Origin of the sequence: Thioclava nitratireducens (assembly GCF_001940525.2) — a bacterium.
GTDB classification, from domain to species: domain Bacteria; phylum Pseudomonadota; class Alphaproteobacteria; order Rhodobacterales; family Rhodobacteraceae; genus Thioclava; species Thioclava nitratireducens.
Genome location: NZ_CP019437.1, coordinates 2,860,958 through 2,876,143, shown reverse-complemented (window position 1 = coordinate 2,876,143; position 15,186 = coordinate 2,860,958). Strand labels below are relative to the sequence as shown.

General features: G+C 61.6%; 16 protein-coding genes and 1 tRNA gene. 13 read left to right on the top strand and 4 right to left on the bottom strand.

What is annotated here, in order from left to right:
* Positions 1-2: 2 nt before the first annotated feature.
* The 6 genes from BMG03_RS13685 to BMG03_RS13660 all read left to right on the top strand — a co-directional run bounded on the left by BMG03_RS13685 (position 3) and on the right by BMG03_RS13660 (position 4,002).
* Complete coding sequence (locus tag BMG03_RS13685) at positions 3-257, top strand: hypothetical protein (RefSeq protein WP_075775562.1); 255 nt, start codon at positions 3-5, stop codon at positions 255-257.
* Positions 254-871: a hypothetical protein gene (locus BMG03_RS13680; protein WP_075775561.1), complete on the top strand. Its 618-nt coding sequence runs from the start codon at positions 254-256 to the stop codon at positions 869-871. The genes BMG03_RS13685 and BMG03_RS13680 overlap by 4 nt, the downstream gene beginning before the upstream one ends.
* On the top strand, positions 861-1,652 hold the full coding sequence (locus BMG03_RS13675) for a terminase large subunit domain-containing protein (RefSeq protein ID WP_075775560.1): 792 nt from the start codon (positions 861-863) through the stop codon (positions 1,650-1,652). Before BMG03_RS13680 ends, BMG03_RS13675 begins: the two co-directional genes overlap by 11 nt.
* Positions 1,639-2,358: a hypothetical protein gene (locus BMG03_RS13670; protein ID WP_075775559.1), complete on the top strand. Its 720-nt coding sequence runs from the start codon at positions 1,639-1,641 to the stop codon at positions 2,356-2,358. Before BMG03_RS13675 ends, BMG03_RS13670 begins: the two co-directional genes overlap by 14 nt.
* Positions 2,359-2,713: 355 nt before the next feature.
* A complete protein-coding gene (locus BMG03_RS13665; RefSeq protein ID WP_075775558.1) occupies positions 2,714-2,947 on the top strand; it encodes a hypothetical protein in 234 nt (77 codons plus the stop codon).
* Between the two features lie 215 nt (positions 2,948-3,162).
* Positions 3,163-4,002: a hypothetical protein gene (locus BMG03_RS13660; protein WP_075775557.1), complete on the top strand. Its 840-nt coding sequence runs from the start codon at positions 3,163-3,165 to the stop codon at positions 4,000-4,002.
* Here BMG03_RS13660 and BMG03_RS13655 read toward each other — a convergent pair.
* On the bottom strand, positions 3,976-5,298 hold the full coding sequence (locus BMG03_RS13655) for a DNA cytosine methyltransferase (protein WP_075775556.1): 1,323 nt from the start codon (positions 5,296-5,298) through the stop codon (positions 3,976-3,978). The two genes, BMG03_RS13660 and BMG03_RS13655, sit on opposite strands and share 27 nt — an antisense overlap.
* A gap of 65 nt (positions 5,299-5,363) precedes the next feature.
* Complete coding sequence (locus tag BMG03_RS13650; RefSeq protein ID WP_075775555.1) at positions 5,364-5,771, bottom strand: very short patch repair endonuclease; 408 nt, start codon at positions 5,769-5,771, stop codon at positions 5,364-5,366.
* Between the two features lie 96 nt (positions 5,772-5,867).
* Between BMG03_RS13650 and BMG03_RS13645 the strand changes: the two genes are divergently transcribed.
* Both BMG03_RS13645 and BMG03_RS13640 read left to right on the top strand, forming a co-directional pair.
* Positions 5,868-5,941 (top strand) — tRNA-Gly (locus BMG03_RS13645).
* Positions 5,942-5,972: 31 nt separating this feature from the next.
* Positions 5,973-7,154 (top strand): PIN domain-containing protein, encoded by a 1,182-nt coding sequence (locus BMG03_RS13640; protein ID WP_075775554.1) that lies wholly within the window; start codon positions 5,973-5,975, stop codon positions 7,152-7,154.
* A gap of 317 nt (positions 7,155-7,471) precedes the next feature.
* Here BMG03_RS13640 and BMG03_RS13635 read toward each other — a convergent pair whose 3' ends face one another.
* Both BMG03_RS13635 and BMG03_RS13630 read right to left on the bottom strand, forming a co-directional pair.
* Positions 7,472-8,032: a fasciclin domain-containing protein gene (locus BMG03_RS13635; RefSeq protein WP_088720252.1), complete on the bottom strand. Its 561-nt coding sequence runs from the start codon at positions 8,030-8,032 to the stop codon at positions 7,472-7,474.
* Positions 8,033-8,200: 168 nt separating this feature from the next.
* Entirely contained in the window at positions 8,201-10,219 is a 2,019-nt protein-coding gene (locus BMG03_RS13630; RefSeq protein ID WP_075775553.1) for an ASKHA domain-containing protein, read from the bottom strand.
* Positions 10,220-10,376: 157 nt separating this feature from the next.
* Here BMG03_RS13630 and BMG03_RS13625 point away from each other — a divergent pair, with 157 nt between their 5' ends.
* The 5 genes from BMG03_RS13625 (at position 10,377) to BMG03_RS13605 (ending at position 14,986) form a co-directional block, all read left to right on the top strand.
* The gene (locus BMG03_RS13625) at positions 10,377-11,192 is read left to right on the top strand and encodes a TIGR00282 family metallophosphoesterase (RefSeq protein ID WP_075775552.1); all 816 of its coding nucleotides are present in this window, start codon (positions 10,377-10,379) and stop codon (positions 11,190-11,192) included.
* Positions 11,193-11,325: 133 nt separating this feature from the next.
* The gene (locus BMG03_RS13620) at positions 11,326-13,104 is read left to right on the top strand and encodes an SLC13 family permease (RefSeq protein WP_075775551.1); all 1,779 of its coding nucleotides are present in this window, start codon (positions 11,326-11,328) and stop codon (positions 13,102-13,104) included.
* A gap of 12 nt (positions 13,105-13,116) precedes the next feature.
* A complete protein-coding gene (locus BMG03_RS13615) occupies positions 13,117-13,512 on the top strand; it encodes a hypothetical protein (RefSeq protein ID WP_075775550.1) in 396 nt (131 codons plus the stop codon).
* Between the two features lie 108 nt (positions 13,513-13,620).
* Entirely contained in the window at positions 13,621-14,361 is a 741-nt protein-coding gene (locus BMG03_RS13610) for a YebC/PmpR family DNA-binding transcriptional regulator (protein WP_075775549.1), read from the top strand.
* Positions 14,362-14,554: 193 nt separating this feature from the next.
* Positions 14,555-14,986, top strand: coding sequence for an FKBP-type peptidyl-prolyl cis-trans isomerase (locus tag BMG03_RS13605; protein ID WP_075775548.1), 432 nt, complete (start codon positions 14,555-14,557; stop codon positions 14,984-14,986).
* Positions 14,987-15,186 lie beyond the last annotated feature (200 nt).

Here is a 15,186-nt window from a genome sequence, read left to right as displayed (position 1 = left end):
GCATGGCCCTCGACGCCGTAGCCGACATGGTCGCGCGTGAGTTCGTTGCGCAGGAGTTCCCGCGCAATCGGGAGATCGACGTGACTATCGCGCGCAACGCGCTCCTCGACTGCTTCTACGCGAGCAAGGAGGACGACTTCATCCGCCGCGCCTGCGAGCATCCAGCCTATCGAGCAGACGCACGCCGCGTGATTGGCCGCATGGCACCCCACATGCTCGAACTCGCGGGCCGCGTCGCGCAAGAGAGCCGCGTATGAGCATCAACATGGAAAAGATCAAGCGGGCGCTTCCTGCGCCCATGCCGAACGGGCGTAAGTCGGTTATTCGGATGCGCCCGGATGTCGCCGAGATTGTCGTTGATTGCGTCGTGCGTCGACGCCCCTTCATCGAGATCGCGAAGCGTTGCGCCGTGAATATCGAGACGCTGCATACCTTCCGCCGCAACTACATCACCCCCGAGATCGAGAAGCTCATTCTTGCGGAGGTGAAGTTGGCCGAACGCCGCGACGTGGACACGGTGGTCAACGGCGCGCAGGACGACGTGTCGAAGGGTATCCTCGGCATCATCAAAGAGCAAAGGTCGCTCTACCGCGCCCTCAAGAAGAAGGTGGACGACGACGACCGCGATCTCGAAGACTTGCTGCCGGGCCTCGCGCGACTGCTGCGCGACCAGACGAAGACACACGAGGCGATGCTCAAGACCTATTCGATGCTGCGGGACAAAACGACGGTCATGATCCCGCTGAACGAACACCCAGACGCAGCGCCCCTGCTGGACGCGTTGTTCTTGCTGTTCACCGAGAACCCGATTGCGGGCGAGCGCTTCCGGGAAATCTTGAAGGCGAAGCGGATCACTCTGGATGTCGCGTGAAGTTGCTCTTTTCCTTCGCACGCTCAGCGAACGCCTCGACCCGACCCTGCTGCTCGCCCGTGTTGTCGAGGCACCGCCTGACCCTTGGCAGCGACAACTGCTGACCTCGACCTCCGAGACCATCATGGTTCTCGCGAGCCGTCGGATCGGAAAATCAACGACCGTAGGCGTGATGGCCGCGCAGGAACTCGCGAAGCCGCGGCACGAGGTCATCATCATCTGCCCGACCCTCGCGCAGTCACAGCTTCTGTTCGCGAAGATCGCCTACACGTGGGACTTGATCGGCCTGCCCATCGCGGACAAGCGGCGCACGCTGCTCGAACTGCACCTTGAAAATGGCTCCATTGCCCGCTGCGTGCCCGCAGGCCAGGAGGGCACGGGCGCACGCGGTCATGGGATCAAGCGGGGTGCACTAATCTACGACGAAGCCGCATTCATCCCTGACAAGGTGTTCGGCTCGACCCTCGCAATCGCCGAGGACGACGCGAAGACGATCTTGATCACGACGCCCGGTGGCAAGTCAGGCCGCGCCTTCGAGATGTGGACGGACTACGAGGACTTCCCGGATGTAGAGCGTATTCGGGCCTGTTCGCTTGATTTGCCCCGCATGGCGAAGACGGTCGAACGGGCGCGCCGCAACATGTCGCCGTTGGAATTCAAGGTGGAGCACGGCCTCGCATGGATGGGGCGCGGCACGCCGTTCTTCGACCCGGAGACGATCTCGAAGGCCTACACCGACACACCTCCCCTCGCGCTAGGAGACATCTATGCTGGACTCTAACATCGTCGTCAGGGGCGAAGATCTGATCCTCCCCAATCCCGACCCTGCGGTCGAGATCAAGACGGGCTACCGACGATTTCTCGTTGGCTTGGACATCGCTCAGAGCATCGACCAGAACGCCTTCGCGATCATCTTGGACGAGCGAGTACCCTTTTATGATGAAAACGGGCGGCAGGAGTTGATGCCTCGCCGCCGCGAGATCGTGCGGGCGGAACGCGTGCCGCAGATGTCCTATACCCAGCTCGCCATCGTCACCCGTAACCTGATGCTGGACCCTTCGATTGCGGGCCGCGCCTATCTTGCCGTCGATGCGGGCGGCCCCGGTCGCGCCTTCTGCGATCTGCTAAACACGAAGAGCGTCCAGCACACCCGAATCCAGATCGTCGGCGGCGACAACGAAGCGGAATCGAAAGAGCGCGGCGCGACCTTCAACAATGTCGGAAAGAACAGGCTGCTATCGTCGATCAATTCGGGAATGCACGTCGGCGAGCTGAAGATTGGCAACTTTCCGATGCGGGACGAATTACGAAACGAGCTTGAGTCTTTCGATGCCTCGATCACGGATGCCGGTCGCATGAAGATCGAGGGCGGCACGGCCGCAGGTCACGCGGACATCGCAATGGCCGCCGCAATGGCGTTCTGGCTGTCTGATCACCGCTCTGTTGGTGCAGTCGTCGGGCAGACGCAGTTGCGCGGCTACTGGTAGGCCGTGATACGGTCATAGGCCCCGGATTTTTCGGGCAGAAGGCGGTAAGCGCGCTTCTCGTGGGTGAGTGCGGGGCAACGGCCAATTGGCCTTATGACGCGCTGCTCAACGGGGAGATTGAAATGGACGGTCGGTTGCCCAGCTGCCCCGTGATCGTCTGCGACAACGATTCTGACCTGACCGGCGTCGAGGAGGTGAAATCGTTTCGGTCAGGTGGGCTGTTTTCGCACCCGACTGCTATCCGCTCAAGCGCGCAGCAAGGTCTCGACACACATTGCAACACACTGGGAGCGACTTGGCGTGCGGGCTAGCCGCATAACCTCCATGTCCTCATGAACAAAGGAGGTAGGACAGCATGGCAGATCTCGACACTAATCTCGAAATCGCGAGCGCAAAGGGCGATCTTCACTCCGCGCTTATGAAAAGCCTACGCGACCGACGCATCTATCACTGGCAACCCACCCAGCGCCTCGCAGCAATGATCGGCGCTGGCTTAATTGGTCATGAGCGTCATTCACCTGACCAGTTGCAGTACCTTCTCGGCTGCGTGAACCAACTCCGCGACCGGCTGATGTCCGCGAAGGTCTGAAACATCTGGGGGCGGCCATCGGGTCGCCCCCTTTCTTGTTCAGCTTTCCCGTCGTAGCACCGGACGCATCATATTCGACCCGATCCACTCGTCCTGACCGAAGCGCTCGACCTCTTTGCAGCGCCATGAGGTGGCGCTGCAGGTGTTTCTCTAGAGTCACTTCCGGTTGCGGCCGAACTGAGATATGCACGTGAAGAAACTTGCGGATTGGGCAAATGGCGTCACTGAAGACCAAAGTTGTGGAACATCTCTTCGATCAGAACTGGGATGCTAGTTCTGGCACGCTCACAAAGTCTTTAATGAGTCTCGACGACGTAGGTGATGCTATTAGAACTACTAATGTCGGGAGAAAAAATAAACTAAAGGATAATAATCCAGCCAACTTTATGAAGGATCTTCTAAGAGGTTCAAAGTCGAATGAAAACTGGCCGGCATCAGTCACCGCTCGCAAGTATACAGGGATCCAAAGGACCGGTGATGGCGAATGTTTTGAATTTGTTCCATTTGAGCCTGGACAAACCGAGCCTTTCCCCGACAAGTTTCCTGTTCGAGGCAATGCGCCAAAATTCCTTATTCAGTCTCTTAGTTTGCCCTTGGCAACAAAGACGCTTGGGCGATCAGATGAAACATGGCTCATTCAGACCGCAGTGAATCTCAGAGTAATAGAAACTCACTTTGCGGTGGCGGGAGCGTTCAAGCTTCTTGAAGTCGTCCATCTGCAAATGGGAATCAAGCTTCGATCCACGGAAATTGACGCTCTCTTTTTGGGAAAAATAGGCAACCTTAAAAATCCGGAATCTATTCTTATAACGTGCGAAGCTAAACAAGCGAAAGATAGGTTTATCGAGAGCCAAATAGTGAACCAAGTCAAATCTACTTTCGCAACGACCGAAGTTGAAACGGTGGTGCCAATAGGTTTGAAAGCAATAAAAAAGGTGGGCTTCTATCTTGCTGAGTTTGAGGCGATCAAGCGCGCCGATGCTGGTACTTTGAAGAACCTGACGCTGGCCGGCGACGCTATATACCAGCTATGCCCCGCTGTGAAAGGCATTTGAAACCTCGACTTCATGCTGCTTCCGCTTCGTTGCGCCGCTCTTGCGATCCCGCCGCCCGATCGGGTTTTCAATCGACCAGAAGGCGGCCGCTTGCGACATATCCATGCGTAGCAGTTCATTGTCGCCCAAGGCGACCGCAGCGGTCGGTCGCGACGGTTTCACGCCCAGCGCCTCGATGACCTTGCCGGCAATGGCGCGGGCAAGCGGCGGCGGCACGGCATTCCCGATCTGGCGTGCACCATGCCACTTGGTTTCGTGGAAGCGGAACCAATCGGGGAAGCCGTGTAGGCGGGCCATTTCCCGAACAGTGATGCAACGCGCATAGGCATAGTGGATCGGGCGCGGGCTGGTGAACGCGCCGCGCGAGGCGTCTGTTCCGGCGCGCAGCGTGTTCGACACGCCGTCTGGCGGGAGTTTGAAGAAGCGGGAGATCGGCTCGACTTTACCGGGTTCGGTGGCGGCAAAACGGCCGCGCGAGATTTCTGTGTGACCGGTCCGCAGGCTGGAGGTCAACAGCGACGGATCCCAGATACGAGGGTGGCCGAAGTGCCACGCGTCGTTGCCGATGCAGCGAAGTTCCTTCGCGTAGTCGCTCGGTTCGCCCAAAGCATCGACCCGCACCTCGTCCGTGTTGAGTAGTTGGTCAAACGCCTCGGCGTCGGGCAGGTCGCCAAGCGCATCGCGGCAGGTCGGGCCGTTCGGGCTGCCGCAGTTAGTCGTGCCAGTAGCATGAGTCGTCTGCGCCGGGTAATCGGGAATGGGTGTGTCGCCACGCGCGCCGAGAAGGATGAACCGCTTTCGGTCCTGTGGCACACCGTGGTCCGCAGCATTCAGCACTTTCCATTCTCGCCTGACGCGATAGCCACGGGCCTCGAATGCCTCGATTAGTTCGACGAGGAACTTGCGGTGCTTCCCGACGGTCAGACCCTTCACGTTCTCGAATACGAAGGCCTTTGCGTTCAACTGATCGACGATCCGCACGAAGTCGAGCACGAGGGAGTTGCGTGGATCGTCTAGGGCTCGCTGCCCGATCATTGAGAAGCCTTGGCAAGGCGCGCCGCCGAATACCACGTCCACCTCGCGGTCGCCTATTTCGGCGGCCTGTCGAATGTCGTCGCCGGTCAGGTCCGTAACGGAACGGGCAATCACCTTGCAGTCGGGGAAGTTAAACTTGTGGATGGCGGCATGAACGGGGTCGATCTCAACGGCAGCTACCACGTCGAAACCGGCTTGCTCGAAGCCCAGGCTCATCCCGCCGGCGCCCGCGAAAAGGTCGATTCCGATTGGTCGCGTCATGCTACGCCTCCTGATTTTGCGTTTTTCGCAACTTATCGCGGTCATGGTGATTTGCCCACCGAAATCTAGCCGTTGAGAAAGGCTACCACGCGCTCGATGGTAGGTTCTGGATCACGCAGTTCGCACTGCCAGACGACCATCGCCTCCCACCCGTTTTCGGCCAACTGGGTTAACGCACGGTTGTCTCGCTCCTTGTTCGCCTTGATCTTCGGCAGCCAATAGTCTGTTCGGCTTTTGGGCGCCTTTCCCCAGCGACATCCGTGCCCGTGCCAAAAGCAACCGTGGACAAAGATGACTCTACGGCGCGAGGGGAAAACGAGGTCGGGCGATCCGGGCAAGTCGCGGCGATGCAGGCGGTAGCGATACCCGAGCGCGTGCAACGCTATCCGAAGCACCATCTCGGGGCCGGTGTTCTTCTGTTTGACCTTCGACATGATGAAGGATCGGCGTTCGGGGGTGACATGGTCAGCCATTGTTTAAGGTTATCGCGACTATCGCGATAGTTGAAGCTACTTGGAGGCGGTTTGGACTTGCAGCCAAGGTGGTGAATCAGTAAGCAGATCGTCGTTGCGGGTGTAGCTCAATGGCAGAGCGAGAGCTTCCCAAGCTCCAGACGAGGGTTCGATTCCCTTCACCCGCTCCAAATCCGATAATTCAAGTGCTTCGCTTTTGTTATGCCGTTGGTAGATGACGATCAGATCAAAGTCTTGCTCGCGGATGGCAGCATTTCGGCTATATCGGTCGATACAAGCATCTTTGATGAGAAGCAGCTTCAGTTGGATTCAGCGACCATGCAGGCGCTGGCAACCTTTAAAGGCAAGCCCTTCCAGTTTGTGCTGTCGAGTACGGTGGAGAGCGAAGTCCTCGCACACTTGCTGAAGGCCACTGAGGAGGCTCTGCAAGCCGCAAGGCGAGGCGTTGGCAAGGCGTTGGCGGCTTTTGGCACTGTGGCGCCCTCGCGAGACGATCTGCTTGTGCAGATCACGGGAGGTAAGACCCCAGAGGAAGTAGCTAAAGAACGGTGGGGTCGGTTTGTCGATGATACAGGTTGCGAGGTGCTTGCTGATACCGATTTGGTCGCGACATCGACGCTTTTTGATGCTTATTTTGGCGGCAAGCCACCTTTTGGAACAGGGCGGAAGAAAGATGAGTTCCCCGACGCGCTCGCCCTGAATGCTTTAGAGAATATGGCTAAAGATCATGGCACCTGTATCTTGGTGGTGTCGAAAGATGGCGACTGGCGGTCGTACTGCGAAAAATCTGAGAAGCTCTATCTCGTTTCGGAGATCGAACGTGCCCTAAGTCTAGTTACGGATGCGCCACTCGGGTTGCGGACAGCGATCCTTGCTTGGTTGTCGGAAGACGGGGGCGGGCGCGAAGAAGTCCATCAGGGTATTGCCCACAACGTCGAGCAAATTGATTTCACCGCAAACGCGCACCCCACACATGGCGAGGTCGAACTGTTCGCTTGGGCCGGACAGATTCAAAGCATCGACTGGCCTGAAGAGGGCGACATCGACATCATTGAGGTCGATGAAACCAGCGAAGGTGGCGCACTACGCGTCGTGCTGAGTCTACCGCTGGATTTGGTAGTCCGCGTGCCCGTGGAAATGAGCTTCTCTTTCTGGGATGGCGTGGATAAGGAATCCATCGGAATGGGTGGGCGTTCGGTTGAAGTGGATGAAGAACTCTATGAGCGGTCGACGGTTGTCATAGAGGTTCACAAGCTCGGCTCAGAAGATGAAGAAATCGTTCTCATTGAAAGTGAGCTTGAGGATCGGTACCACGAGATTGAGCTTGGCGAGGTCGACATGTTTGACCCTGAGGACTATTGGGACGGCGAAGAACCGGAATAGAATCTTAGTTCTTCGTCGTAGATTTTTTCGGGAAAGCGTGCACCTGCAAAACGCCTGCAATCGGGCGCTGCGGCGCTCCGTCATGTGTATGATGTTAGGCGGAAATCTGCGGCGAGCGCTTATGCTTGGGAAGCTGACAGGCTACCATTACATCATACCCGCATGGTGCGAACGCAGAGGTATTCCAGCCGAAAGCCACGGTCAAGAGGGATCGCGCGGGGCCTCGCGCCCTCCCATGAAAAAGCGCCCGGCGAGGATCAGCTCACCGGGCGCCAGGCGCCGCGCGAAAAAAGGGAGACGAGGCGCGCGGGGGGTAGTTACATCTTCGGCTGAAGCACCGTGTCGATCACGTGGACCATACCGTTCTTCTGTTTCACATCAGCGGTCTGAACCGTCGCGACATCGCCTTTCGGGTCCTTAAGCATCACCATGCCGTCCTTGACCATCGCGGTCAGATCACAGCCGCCGAGCGTCTTGATCGTAGCCATGCCGTTGCCCTTCTGAACGGTCGCGATGATGTTCTCGGCGGTGATCACGCCCTTGGCGACGTGGCAGGTCAGGATATGCGTCAGCATCTCCTTGTTCTCCGGCTTCACCAGCGTGTCGACGGTGCCCGCGGGCAGCTTGTCGAAGGCCGCGTTGGTCGGCGCGAAGACGGTGAACGGGCCGGGGCCCGCCAGCGTGTCGACGAGGCCCGCAGCTTTCACGGCTGCGACGAGCGTCGTGAGGTTCGGAGCGGCCGAAGCGTTCGCCGCGATCGGCTTGCTCTCATACATTTTCGCGCCACCGACCATCGGGTTCGCCAGCGCGGGCAGGGCGAGGCCCAAGGTTGCGGCTGCGGTGAGCGACGCGGCGAATGCGCGGAATTTCATGGACATAGGTTTTCCTTCCCTGTTGAGCGACGGTTGTCCCCGCCAAAGCAAGAAGGTTACGGCGCGCCGGGGGCGAGCCGATCACTTACGTCTCATCACGAAATCGTGTGTAAGCTGATCCGGCCCGAAATCGGGCCGCTCGCAGCGCTCTGAAGCGAGGCCCGCAGGCCTGCCTCAGCCGCGCCTGCGCCGTCTGCGCCCGCCATCCTCGCCCGAGCCGCCGGTGTTGAAGCTGACCTCCGGAAGCGGCGCAATCTTGCGCAGCTCGGGGAAGGGGGCGGTGGCGTGCGGCAGCGCGTTCGCGGCCACGAAATGCTCCTGGAAGCGCGGCTCGATCGCGGTCTCGACCTTGGTGATCTGATGCACCTGCGCCTCGATCTCGCGCCGCGCCTTCACCGAGCACAGCGCCATATGCGCGCCGGTGCCCGCTGCGTTGCCCGCCGAGGTGACACGATCGAGCGGCGCATCCGGGATCATCCCCAGCACCATCGCGTGTTTCGGAGAGATATGCGCGCCGAACGCACCCGCGAGCACCACGCGGTCGACCGTGTCCACGCCCATCTCGTCCATCAGCAGACGCGCGCCCGCGTAGAGCGCGGATTTCGCCAGCTGGATCGCACGGATATCGCCTTGGGTGACGGTGATGCGCGGGCCTTCCTCACCACCGTCGTAGATCACGTATTCATGGGTGCGCCCGTTCGGCTCGCAGCGCGGGGTACCGACCTGCTCGGCCGAACCGATCAGCCCTGATGTGTCCACGATCCCGGCCATCCGCATCTCGGCCACGGCCTCGATGATGCCCGAGCCGCAGATGCCGGTGATCCGCGGAGTGCCGAATTCGGGATCGGTCGACCAGTGCTCGTTGCCGATGATCTTGAAGCGCGGCTCCTTGGTCTCCGGGTCGATCTCGATACGCTCGATCGCGCCCGGCGCGGCACGCTGACCGCTGGAAATCTGCGCCCCCTCGAAAGCGGGGCCGGTGGGTGAAGAACAGGCCAGAACCCTTTGTTTATTCCCGAGAATGATCTCGGCATTGGTCCCGACATCGACGATCAGCGACAGGTCGTCGCGCTTCTGCGGAGCCTCGGACAGCGCCACCGCCGCCGCATCCGCGCCGACATGGCCCGCGATCAGCGGCAGGATATAGGCGCGCGCGCCAGCGCTGGCCTCGATGCCGATCTCGCGTGCGGCGAATTCAAGGCTCTCCGAGGTCGCGAGCGCAAAGGGCGCCTGACCCAACTCCACCGGATCGATGCCCAGCAACAGGTGGTGCATCACCGGGTTGCAGACGACGACCGCCTCGACGATCTCGCCCGTCTCGACCTTCGCCTCTTCCGCCAGTTGCCGCGCCAGATCGCCCATCGCATCGCGCACGGCGTTGGTCATTTCCTGATCGCCGCCGGGGTTCATCATCACGTAGGAGACCCGGCTCATCAGGTCTTCTCCGAAGCGGATCTGCGGGTTCATCACGCCCGCGCTCGCCAGCACCCGCCCGTCGTCGAGCGCGACCAGATGCCCCGCAATCGTGGTCGAGCCGAGGTCGATCGCCAGCCCATACAGCGGCACCTCGCGCACGCCGGGGAAGATGCCCGTCACGCGCGGCCCGTCGCCCGCATCGTGGATCGCGACCGTGACCTTCCAATCGGCCTTGCGAAGCGCGGGCTGCAGGATTCGCAGAACATCAAGATCGGCGCGCACGCCTTTGATCTGCCACTGCTTTTCGAGGGCCTGCGAGAGCCGCTGCAGGTCGCCCTCGGGGCGGTGCATATCCGGTTCCGCGACTTCGACATAGACCGGGCGTGTCGCCGGATCCATCTCCATCACGCGTTCGGAAGCCGCCTTGCGCACGACCTGTTTGTGCACCTGACTTTCGGGCGGCACGTCGATCACCACGTCGTCGAGGATTTCGGTCTGGCAGCCCAGCCGGCGCCCCGGTTTCAACCCGCGAATCCGGTCATAGCGTTCCTCGACCGCGTTGATCGGGCTGACCGCGCCGGGCTCCACATGCAGGCCGAGTTTGGGGAAATCGCCGAAGGACGGCGTGCACTGGCATTTCGAGCACACGCCGCGCCCGCCGCAGACGGAATCGAGATCGACACCCAGCTTGCGCGCCGCCGCGAGCACCCTTGTGCCACGCGCCACGCGCCCCCGCTTGCCAGAGGGGGTGAAGATTACCTGCACGTCTTCGGTCATATCGCGCTCCCGTTTTCCTTGCCCCTCGTTCTAGGGCCCATGCGGGGCAGAGCAAAGCCCGCAACCGACGCGCCTGCATGAGAAATCGTCATCATCATCATGCAGCCGATGCGCCGCCCATTGCTCTCGCTGGCGCCGCGCTCTATCTAATCGGGCCATGAAGATACTCTTTCTAGGCGATGTGATGGGCCGCGCGGGCCGCGCCGCGATCACCGAAACCCTGCCGAAACTTCGCGAGGAGTGGCGCCTCGATTTCGTCGTGGTCAATGGCGAGAACGCCTCGGGCGGCATGGGGCTGACCGGCGATCACGCGAAGCTTCTGCTGGATGCGGGCGCGGACGTGGTGACGCTGGGCGATCACGCCTTCGATCAGAAGGACATGCTGCGCTTCATCGAGAGCGAGCCGCGCATCATCCGCCCCGTGAACTACGCCAAGGAAGCGCCGGGCAAGGGCGCGCGGGTGTTCCAGGACCGGCGCGGGCGCAAGGTGCTGGTGGCGCAGGTGCTGGGCAACGTGTTCATGAAACGCGCCTTCGACGATCCCTTCTCGGCCATCGAGGCGGAACTGAAACGCTACCCGCTGGGCGGGGCGGTGCAGGCCGCGCTGGTGGATGTGCATTGCGAGGCGACCTCGGAGAAGATGGCGATGGGCCATTGGTGCGACGGGCGTGCGAGCGTCGTCGTGGGCACCCATACCCATGTCCCCACGGGCGATGCGCAGATCCTAGAGAAGGGCACGGCTTATCTCAGCGATGCCGGAATGTGCGGCGATTACGACTCCGTCATCGGCATGGCCAAGGCCGAACCGATGCGGCGCTTCGTGACCGGCATGTCGAAGGAACGCTTCTCGCCGGCGCGCGGTCCGGTGACGCTCTGCGGCTTCTATGTCGAGACCGACGACAAGACCGGCCGCGCCACCCGCTGCGAAGCGGTGCGCAGCGGCGGCAGGCTCGCGCAATCGGTGCCGCTCTGAGCGCCGTTCGCGTCCCGATTTGCCCGAACCTCATGCCGTTGCGTGCAAATTTCCTTTGCTGCGGGCAGAGCGCGCTTGCTCGTGCATCGCGTGTCGATAGTATCGGCCCGATGCGCCTTCGCGAGAGCCTGACATGATCCAACTGCCCTTCACCGGCACCGAGACGGCAGTCGCGGCCCTTCTCGTCGTGGGCTGGATGTTCGCGATGTTCGTCCGCGAGACTTGGCCGCCAGAGGTCACCGCGATCGCGGGCGCGGCGCTGATGCTGATCTTCGGCTTCGTCCCCTACGAGAACGCGGCAGCCATCCTGTCGAACCCGGCGCCGTGGACCATCGCCTTCATGTTCCTGATTGTGGGAGCCTTGGTGCGCACCGGCGCGCTCGACGCGATGACGCGCTACGCGGAATCGCGGATCGACCAGAACCCGAAGCTCACCGTGCTTCTGATGTTCGCGATCACCATGTTCGCCAGCGCGGTGATGAACAACACGCCGGTCGTTGCGGTGATGATCCCGGTCTTCATTCAGGTCGCGCGCAAGCTGAACCTCTCGCCGTCGCGCCTGCTGATGCCACTGAGCTACGTCACGGTGATGGGGGGCATGATCACCCTGATCGGTACCTCGACCAACATCCTCGTCGACGGCGTCGTGCGCGGCCGCGGCATGGAGCCCTTCACCATCTTCGAGATCGCGCCGTTGGGCTTCGCGATCTGCCTCGTCGGCGGGGCGTTCCTGATGATCTTCGCGCCGAAACTGATCCCCGAGCGGCAATCGCTGTCCTTCATGCTCGGCGATCGGCCGAAGATGAAATATTTCACCGAGGTCGCGATTCCGGAGGAGAGCGGCTTGATCGGCGAGAAAGTGCAGGAGGCCGACACTTTCAAGCGCGAGGGCGTGCGGGTGATCGACGTGCTGCGCGGCGATGCCTCGCTGCGCCGAGATCTGGCCTCGGTCGAGCTGATGGCGGGCGACCGCGTCGTGCTGCGCTCGGAGATGGAAGAACTGCTCGGGATGCAGAAGAACCGCGACCTTCGTATGGTCGACAAGCTGTCCTCTGTGCAGACCGAGACGGTGGAAGTGCTGATCTCGCCCGGCTGCCGGATGATCGGGCAGCGTCTGGGCGACATGCGCCTGCGCCGCCGCTATGGCGTCTACACGCTGGCCGCGCACCGCCGGAACCAGAATATCGGCCGTCAGCTCGACGATCTGATCGTGGTGGTGGGCGATACGCTGCTGCTTGAAGGCGCGCCCGAGGATATCGCGCGTCTGGCCTCTGATATGGACCTTGTGGACGTGTCGAAACCGCAGGCGCGCGCCTATCGCCGCTCGCATCTGCCGCTCGCGATGGGTGCTTTGAGTGCGGTGGTAATCTTCGCGGCGCTTGGCGTGGCCCCAATCCTCGCGCTCGCGATGGTGGCGGTGGCAGGCATCCTTGTCAGCCGCTGCATCGATACCGACGAGGCCTTCACCTTCATCGAGGGCCGCCTGCTCGCACTGATCTTCGCGATGCTCGTGGTCGGCGCAGGGCTCGAGCATTCCGGCGCAGTCGAACTGATCGTCTCGGGCGTGGCGCCCTTGCTGAAGATGCTGCCGCCGCAGCTTGCGCTGTTCGTGGTCTATTTCCTCGGCCTTTTCATGACAGAGCTGCTGTCGAACAACGCCGTGGCAGTGATCTACACCCCGATCGCGATCTCGCTGGCCGCCGCTCTCGGGCTCGATCCGCGGCCCTTCGCCGTGGCTGTGATGTTCTCCGCCTCGGTGGCTTTCGCGACCCCGATAGGATATCAGACCCATATGATGATCTATGGCCCCGGTGGCTATAAGTTCACCGATTTCCTGCGCGTCGGCATCCCGATGGATATCGTGACCGGGGTGACCGCCTGCCTGCTGATCCCGCTGATCTGGCCCTTCTGAGGAGGTTCCCCCATGCGCTTTGCCGCTCGTCTCGCCGCCCTGTCGCTTCTCGCGCCGCTCGCGCTCGCCGCATGCGTGCCGGGGCCGGGGACCCGCGCACCGTCCTGGCCGGACAAGATCAGCTTCCGGGGCACGGTGATGCAGGTGTCGTTCAATGACGGAACCAACTGCCACGCCAATATCTCGGGCCAGTATACCGGCGACCTTGTGGATTGCCCCTATCCGATGCGCTACCAAGTGACCCGCTTCGAGCCGAGCTATCTCGCGGGCAGCGGGGTGGGGGACCTGTTCCAGCCCTATGCCGAGGTGACGCTGAAAGACGCGGCCGGTCGGCGCTGGCACTTCAAGACGCCTCGTGACGTGCCGCCGCATGCCCGCGGCGAGGGCCAGATCCAGCTGCCGCAGTAACCTCGCCCCGGCGGGCACGGAGCCGGCCCGCATCCATCGATCTTGAATCATCCCCCCGTTGCGCACTATACGGGGTCGATTTCGCGACTATTCCGAACGGAGATACCCATGGCAGGCCACTCAAAATGGGCCAACATCCAGCACCGCAAGGGCAAGCAGGATGCGGCGCGCTCGAAGATGTTTTCCAAGCTCTCGAAAGAGATCACGGTTGCCGCGAAAATGGGCGACCCCGATCCCGAGAAGAACCCGCGCCTGCGCCTCGCCGTGAAAGCGGCCAAATCCCAGTCGATGCCGAAAGACGTGATCGACCGCGCGATCAAAAAATCGCAGGCGGGCGACGGCGATGACTATACCGAAATCCGCTACGAGGGCTACGGCCCCGAGGGCATCGCGGTGATCGTCGAGGCGATGACCGACAACCTCAACCGCACCGCGTCGAACGTGCGCTCCACCTTCACCAAGAACGGCGGCAATCTGGGCACCACCGGTTCGGTGTCCTTCATGTTCGACCGTATGGGCGAGATCATCTATCCCGCGTCCGTGGGCGATGCCGAGACCGTGCTGATGGCCGCGATCGAGGCGGGCGCCGAAGACGTCGAGAGCGACGAGGAAGGCCACTGGATCTACTGCGCGATGGAAGACCTCTCGGATGTCTCCGACGCGCTGGAGAAGGAGCTGGGCGAGGCCGAGGAGGCCAAGTTGATCTGGAAGCCCCAGAACCGCACCGAGGTCGATCTGGAGACCGCCCAGAAGCTGATGAAGCTGATCGACACGCTCGAAGACGATGACGACGTGCAATCCGTCACCGCCAATTTCGACGTGCCCGAAGATGTTGCAGCGCAGCTGTAACGCGTTTCGCCGAAAAAATAGGAAAAAGCGCCCTCCGGGGCGCTTTTTGCATGAAAAACGCGTGAAATTGCGCCTTTTCCCGTGCCCCGGTTTACATTCCGGGCCATAACCCCCACGTTGTCGCGTGACGCTCCGAGCACCCGCGAACCCCCGCGGCCTCGGCAAATTCATCTGCCCGCGAAAGGATATTACCATGACCCAGGCAAAGGCTGGCGACACCCTGCATCTGCATTACACCGGCAAGCTCGATGACGGCTCCGTCTTCGACAGCTCGCAAGGCCGCGAGCCGCTCTCCTTCACGCTCGGCTCGGGGCAGATCATTCCCGGCCTCGACAAGGGCGTGACCGGCATGGAAGAGGGCGAAAAGCGCACCGTGCGTGTCGAGCCCGAAGAAGCCTATGGCGAGCACCACCCCGAGCGCATGCAGGCCGTCGACCGCGCGAACATTCCCGACGACATCCCGACCGAGCCGGGCACTCAGCTTCAGGTTCAGACCCAGGACGGCCAGACCGTGAACGTGACCGTCGCCGAGGCGAACGAGAAGGAACTCGTCCTCGACGCGAACCACCCGCTCGCCGGCAAGGCGCTGACCTTCGACGTGGAACTCGTCAAGATCGACGCGTAAGTCGGCACGCACCTGGCGTGACTTCAACGGCGGCTGTGCCTTCCCGGCGCGGCCGCCGTTAATTTTATCCGGAGCAGGGCGGACGGTCGCTCCGGCCACGATACGTCCCTTGCGACAGGCAATTCGCTGCGGGCGCATCCTGCGCCGGAACCAAACACTCTCCGCCCCCCTTTTCCCATCGACGTGTCTCTGTTACGCGG

Coding starts and splice junctions, on each gene's coding strand:
- BMG03_RS13665 (WP_075775558.1), top strand. CDS start 2,714: ATGGCAGATCTCGACACTAATCTCGAAATCGCGAGCGCAAAGGGCGAT.
- BMG03_RS13635 (WP_088720252.1), bottom strand. CDS start 8,032: ATGTCCATGAAATTCCGCGCATTCGCCGCGTCGCTCACCGCAGCCGCA.
- BMG03_RS13605 (WP_075775548.1), top strand. CDS start 14,555: ATGACCCAGGCAAAGGCTGGCGACACCCTGCATCTGCATTACACCGGC.
- BMG03_RS13670 (WP_075775559.1), top strand. CDS start 1,639: ATGCTGGACTCTAACATCGTCGTCAGGGGCGAAGATCTGATCCTCCCC.
- BMG03_RS13630 (WP_075775553.1), bottom strand. CDS start 10,219: ATGACCGAAGACGTGCAGGTAATCTTCACCCCCTCTGGCAAGCGGGGG.
- BMG03_RS13625 (WP_075775552.1), top strand. CDS start 10,377: ATGAAGATACTCTTTCTAGGCGATGTGATGGGCCGCGCGGGCCGCGCC.
- BMG03_RS13655 (WP_075775556.1), bottom strand. CDS start 5,298: ATGACGCGACCAATCGGAATCGACCTTTTCGCGGGCGCCGGCGGGATG.
- BMG03_RS13610 (WP_075775549.1), top strand. CDS start 13,621: ATGGCAGGCCACTCAAAATGGGCCAACATCCAGCACCGCAAGGGCAAG.
- BMG03_RS13615 (WP_075775550.1), top strand. CDS start 13,117: ATGCGCTTTGCCGCTCGTCTCGCCGCCCTGTCGCTTCTCGCGCCGCTC.
- BMG03_RS13620 (WP_075775551.1), top strand. CDS start 11,326: ATGATCCAACTGCCCTTCACCGGCACCGAGACGGCAGTCGCGGCCCTT.
- BMG03_RS13650 (WP_075775555.1), bottom strand. CDS start 5,771: ATGGCTGACCATGTCACCCCCGAACGCCGATCCTTCATCATGTCGAAG.
- BMG03_RS13640 (WP_075775554.1), top strand. CDS start 5,973: ATGCCGTTGGTAGATGACGATCAGATCAAAGTCTTGCTCGCGGATGGC.
- BMG03_RS13660 (WP_075775557.1), top strand. CDS start 3,163: ATGGCGTCACTGAAGACCAAAGTTGTGGAACATCTCTTCGATCAGAAC.
- BMG03_RS13675 (WP_075775560.1), top strand. CDS start 861: ATGTCGCGTGAAGTTGCTCTTTTCCTTCGCACGCTCAGCGAACGCCTC.
- BMG03_RS13685 (WP_075775562.1), top strand. CDS start 3: ATGGCCCTCGACGCCGTAGCCGACATGGTCGCGCGTGAGTTCGTTGCG.
- BMG03_RS13680 (WP_075775561.1), top strand. CDS start 254: ATGAGCATCAACATGGAAAAGATCAAGCGGGCGCTTCCTGCGCCCATG.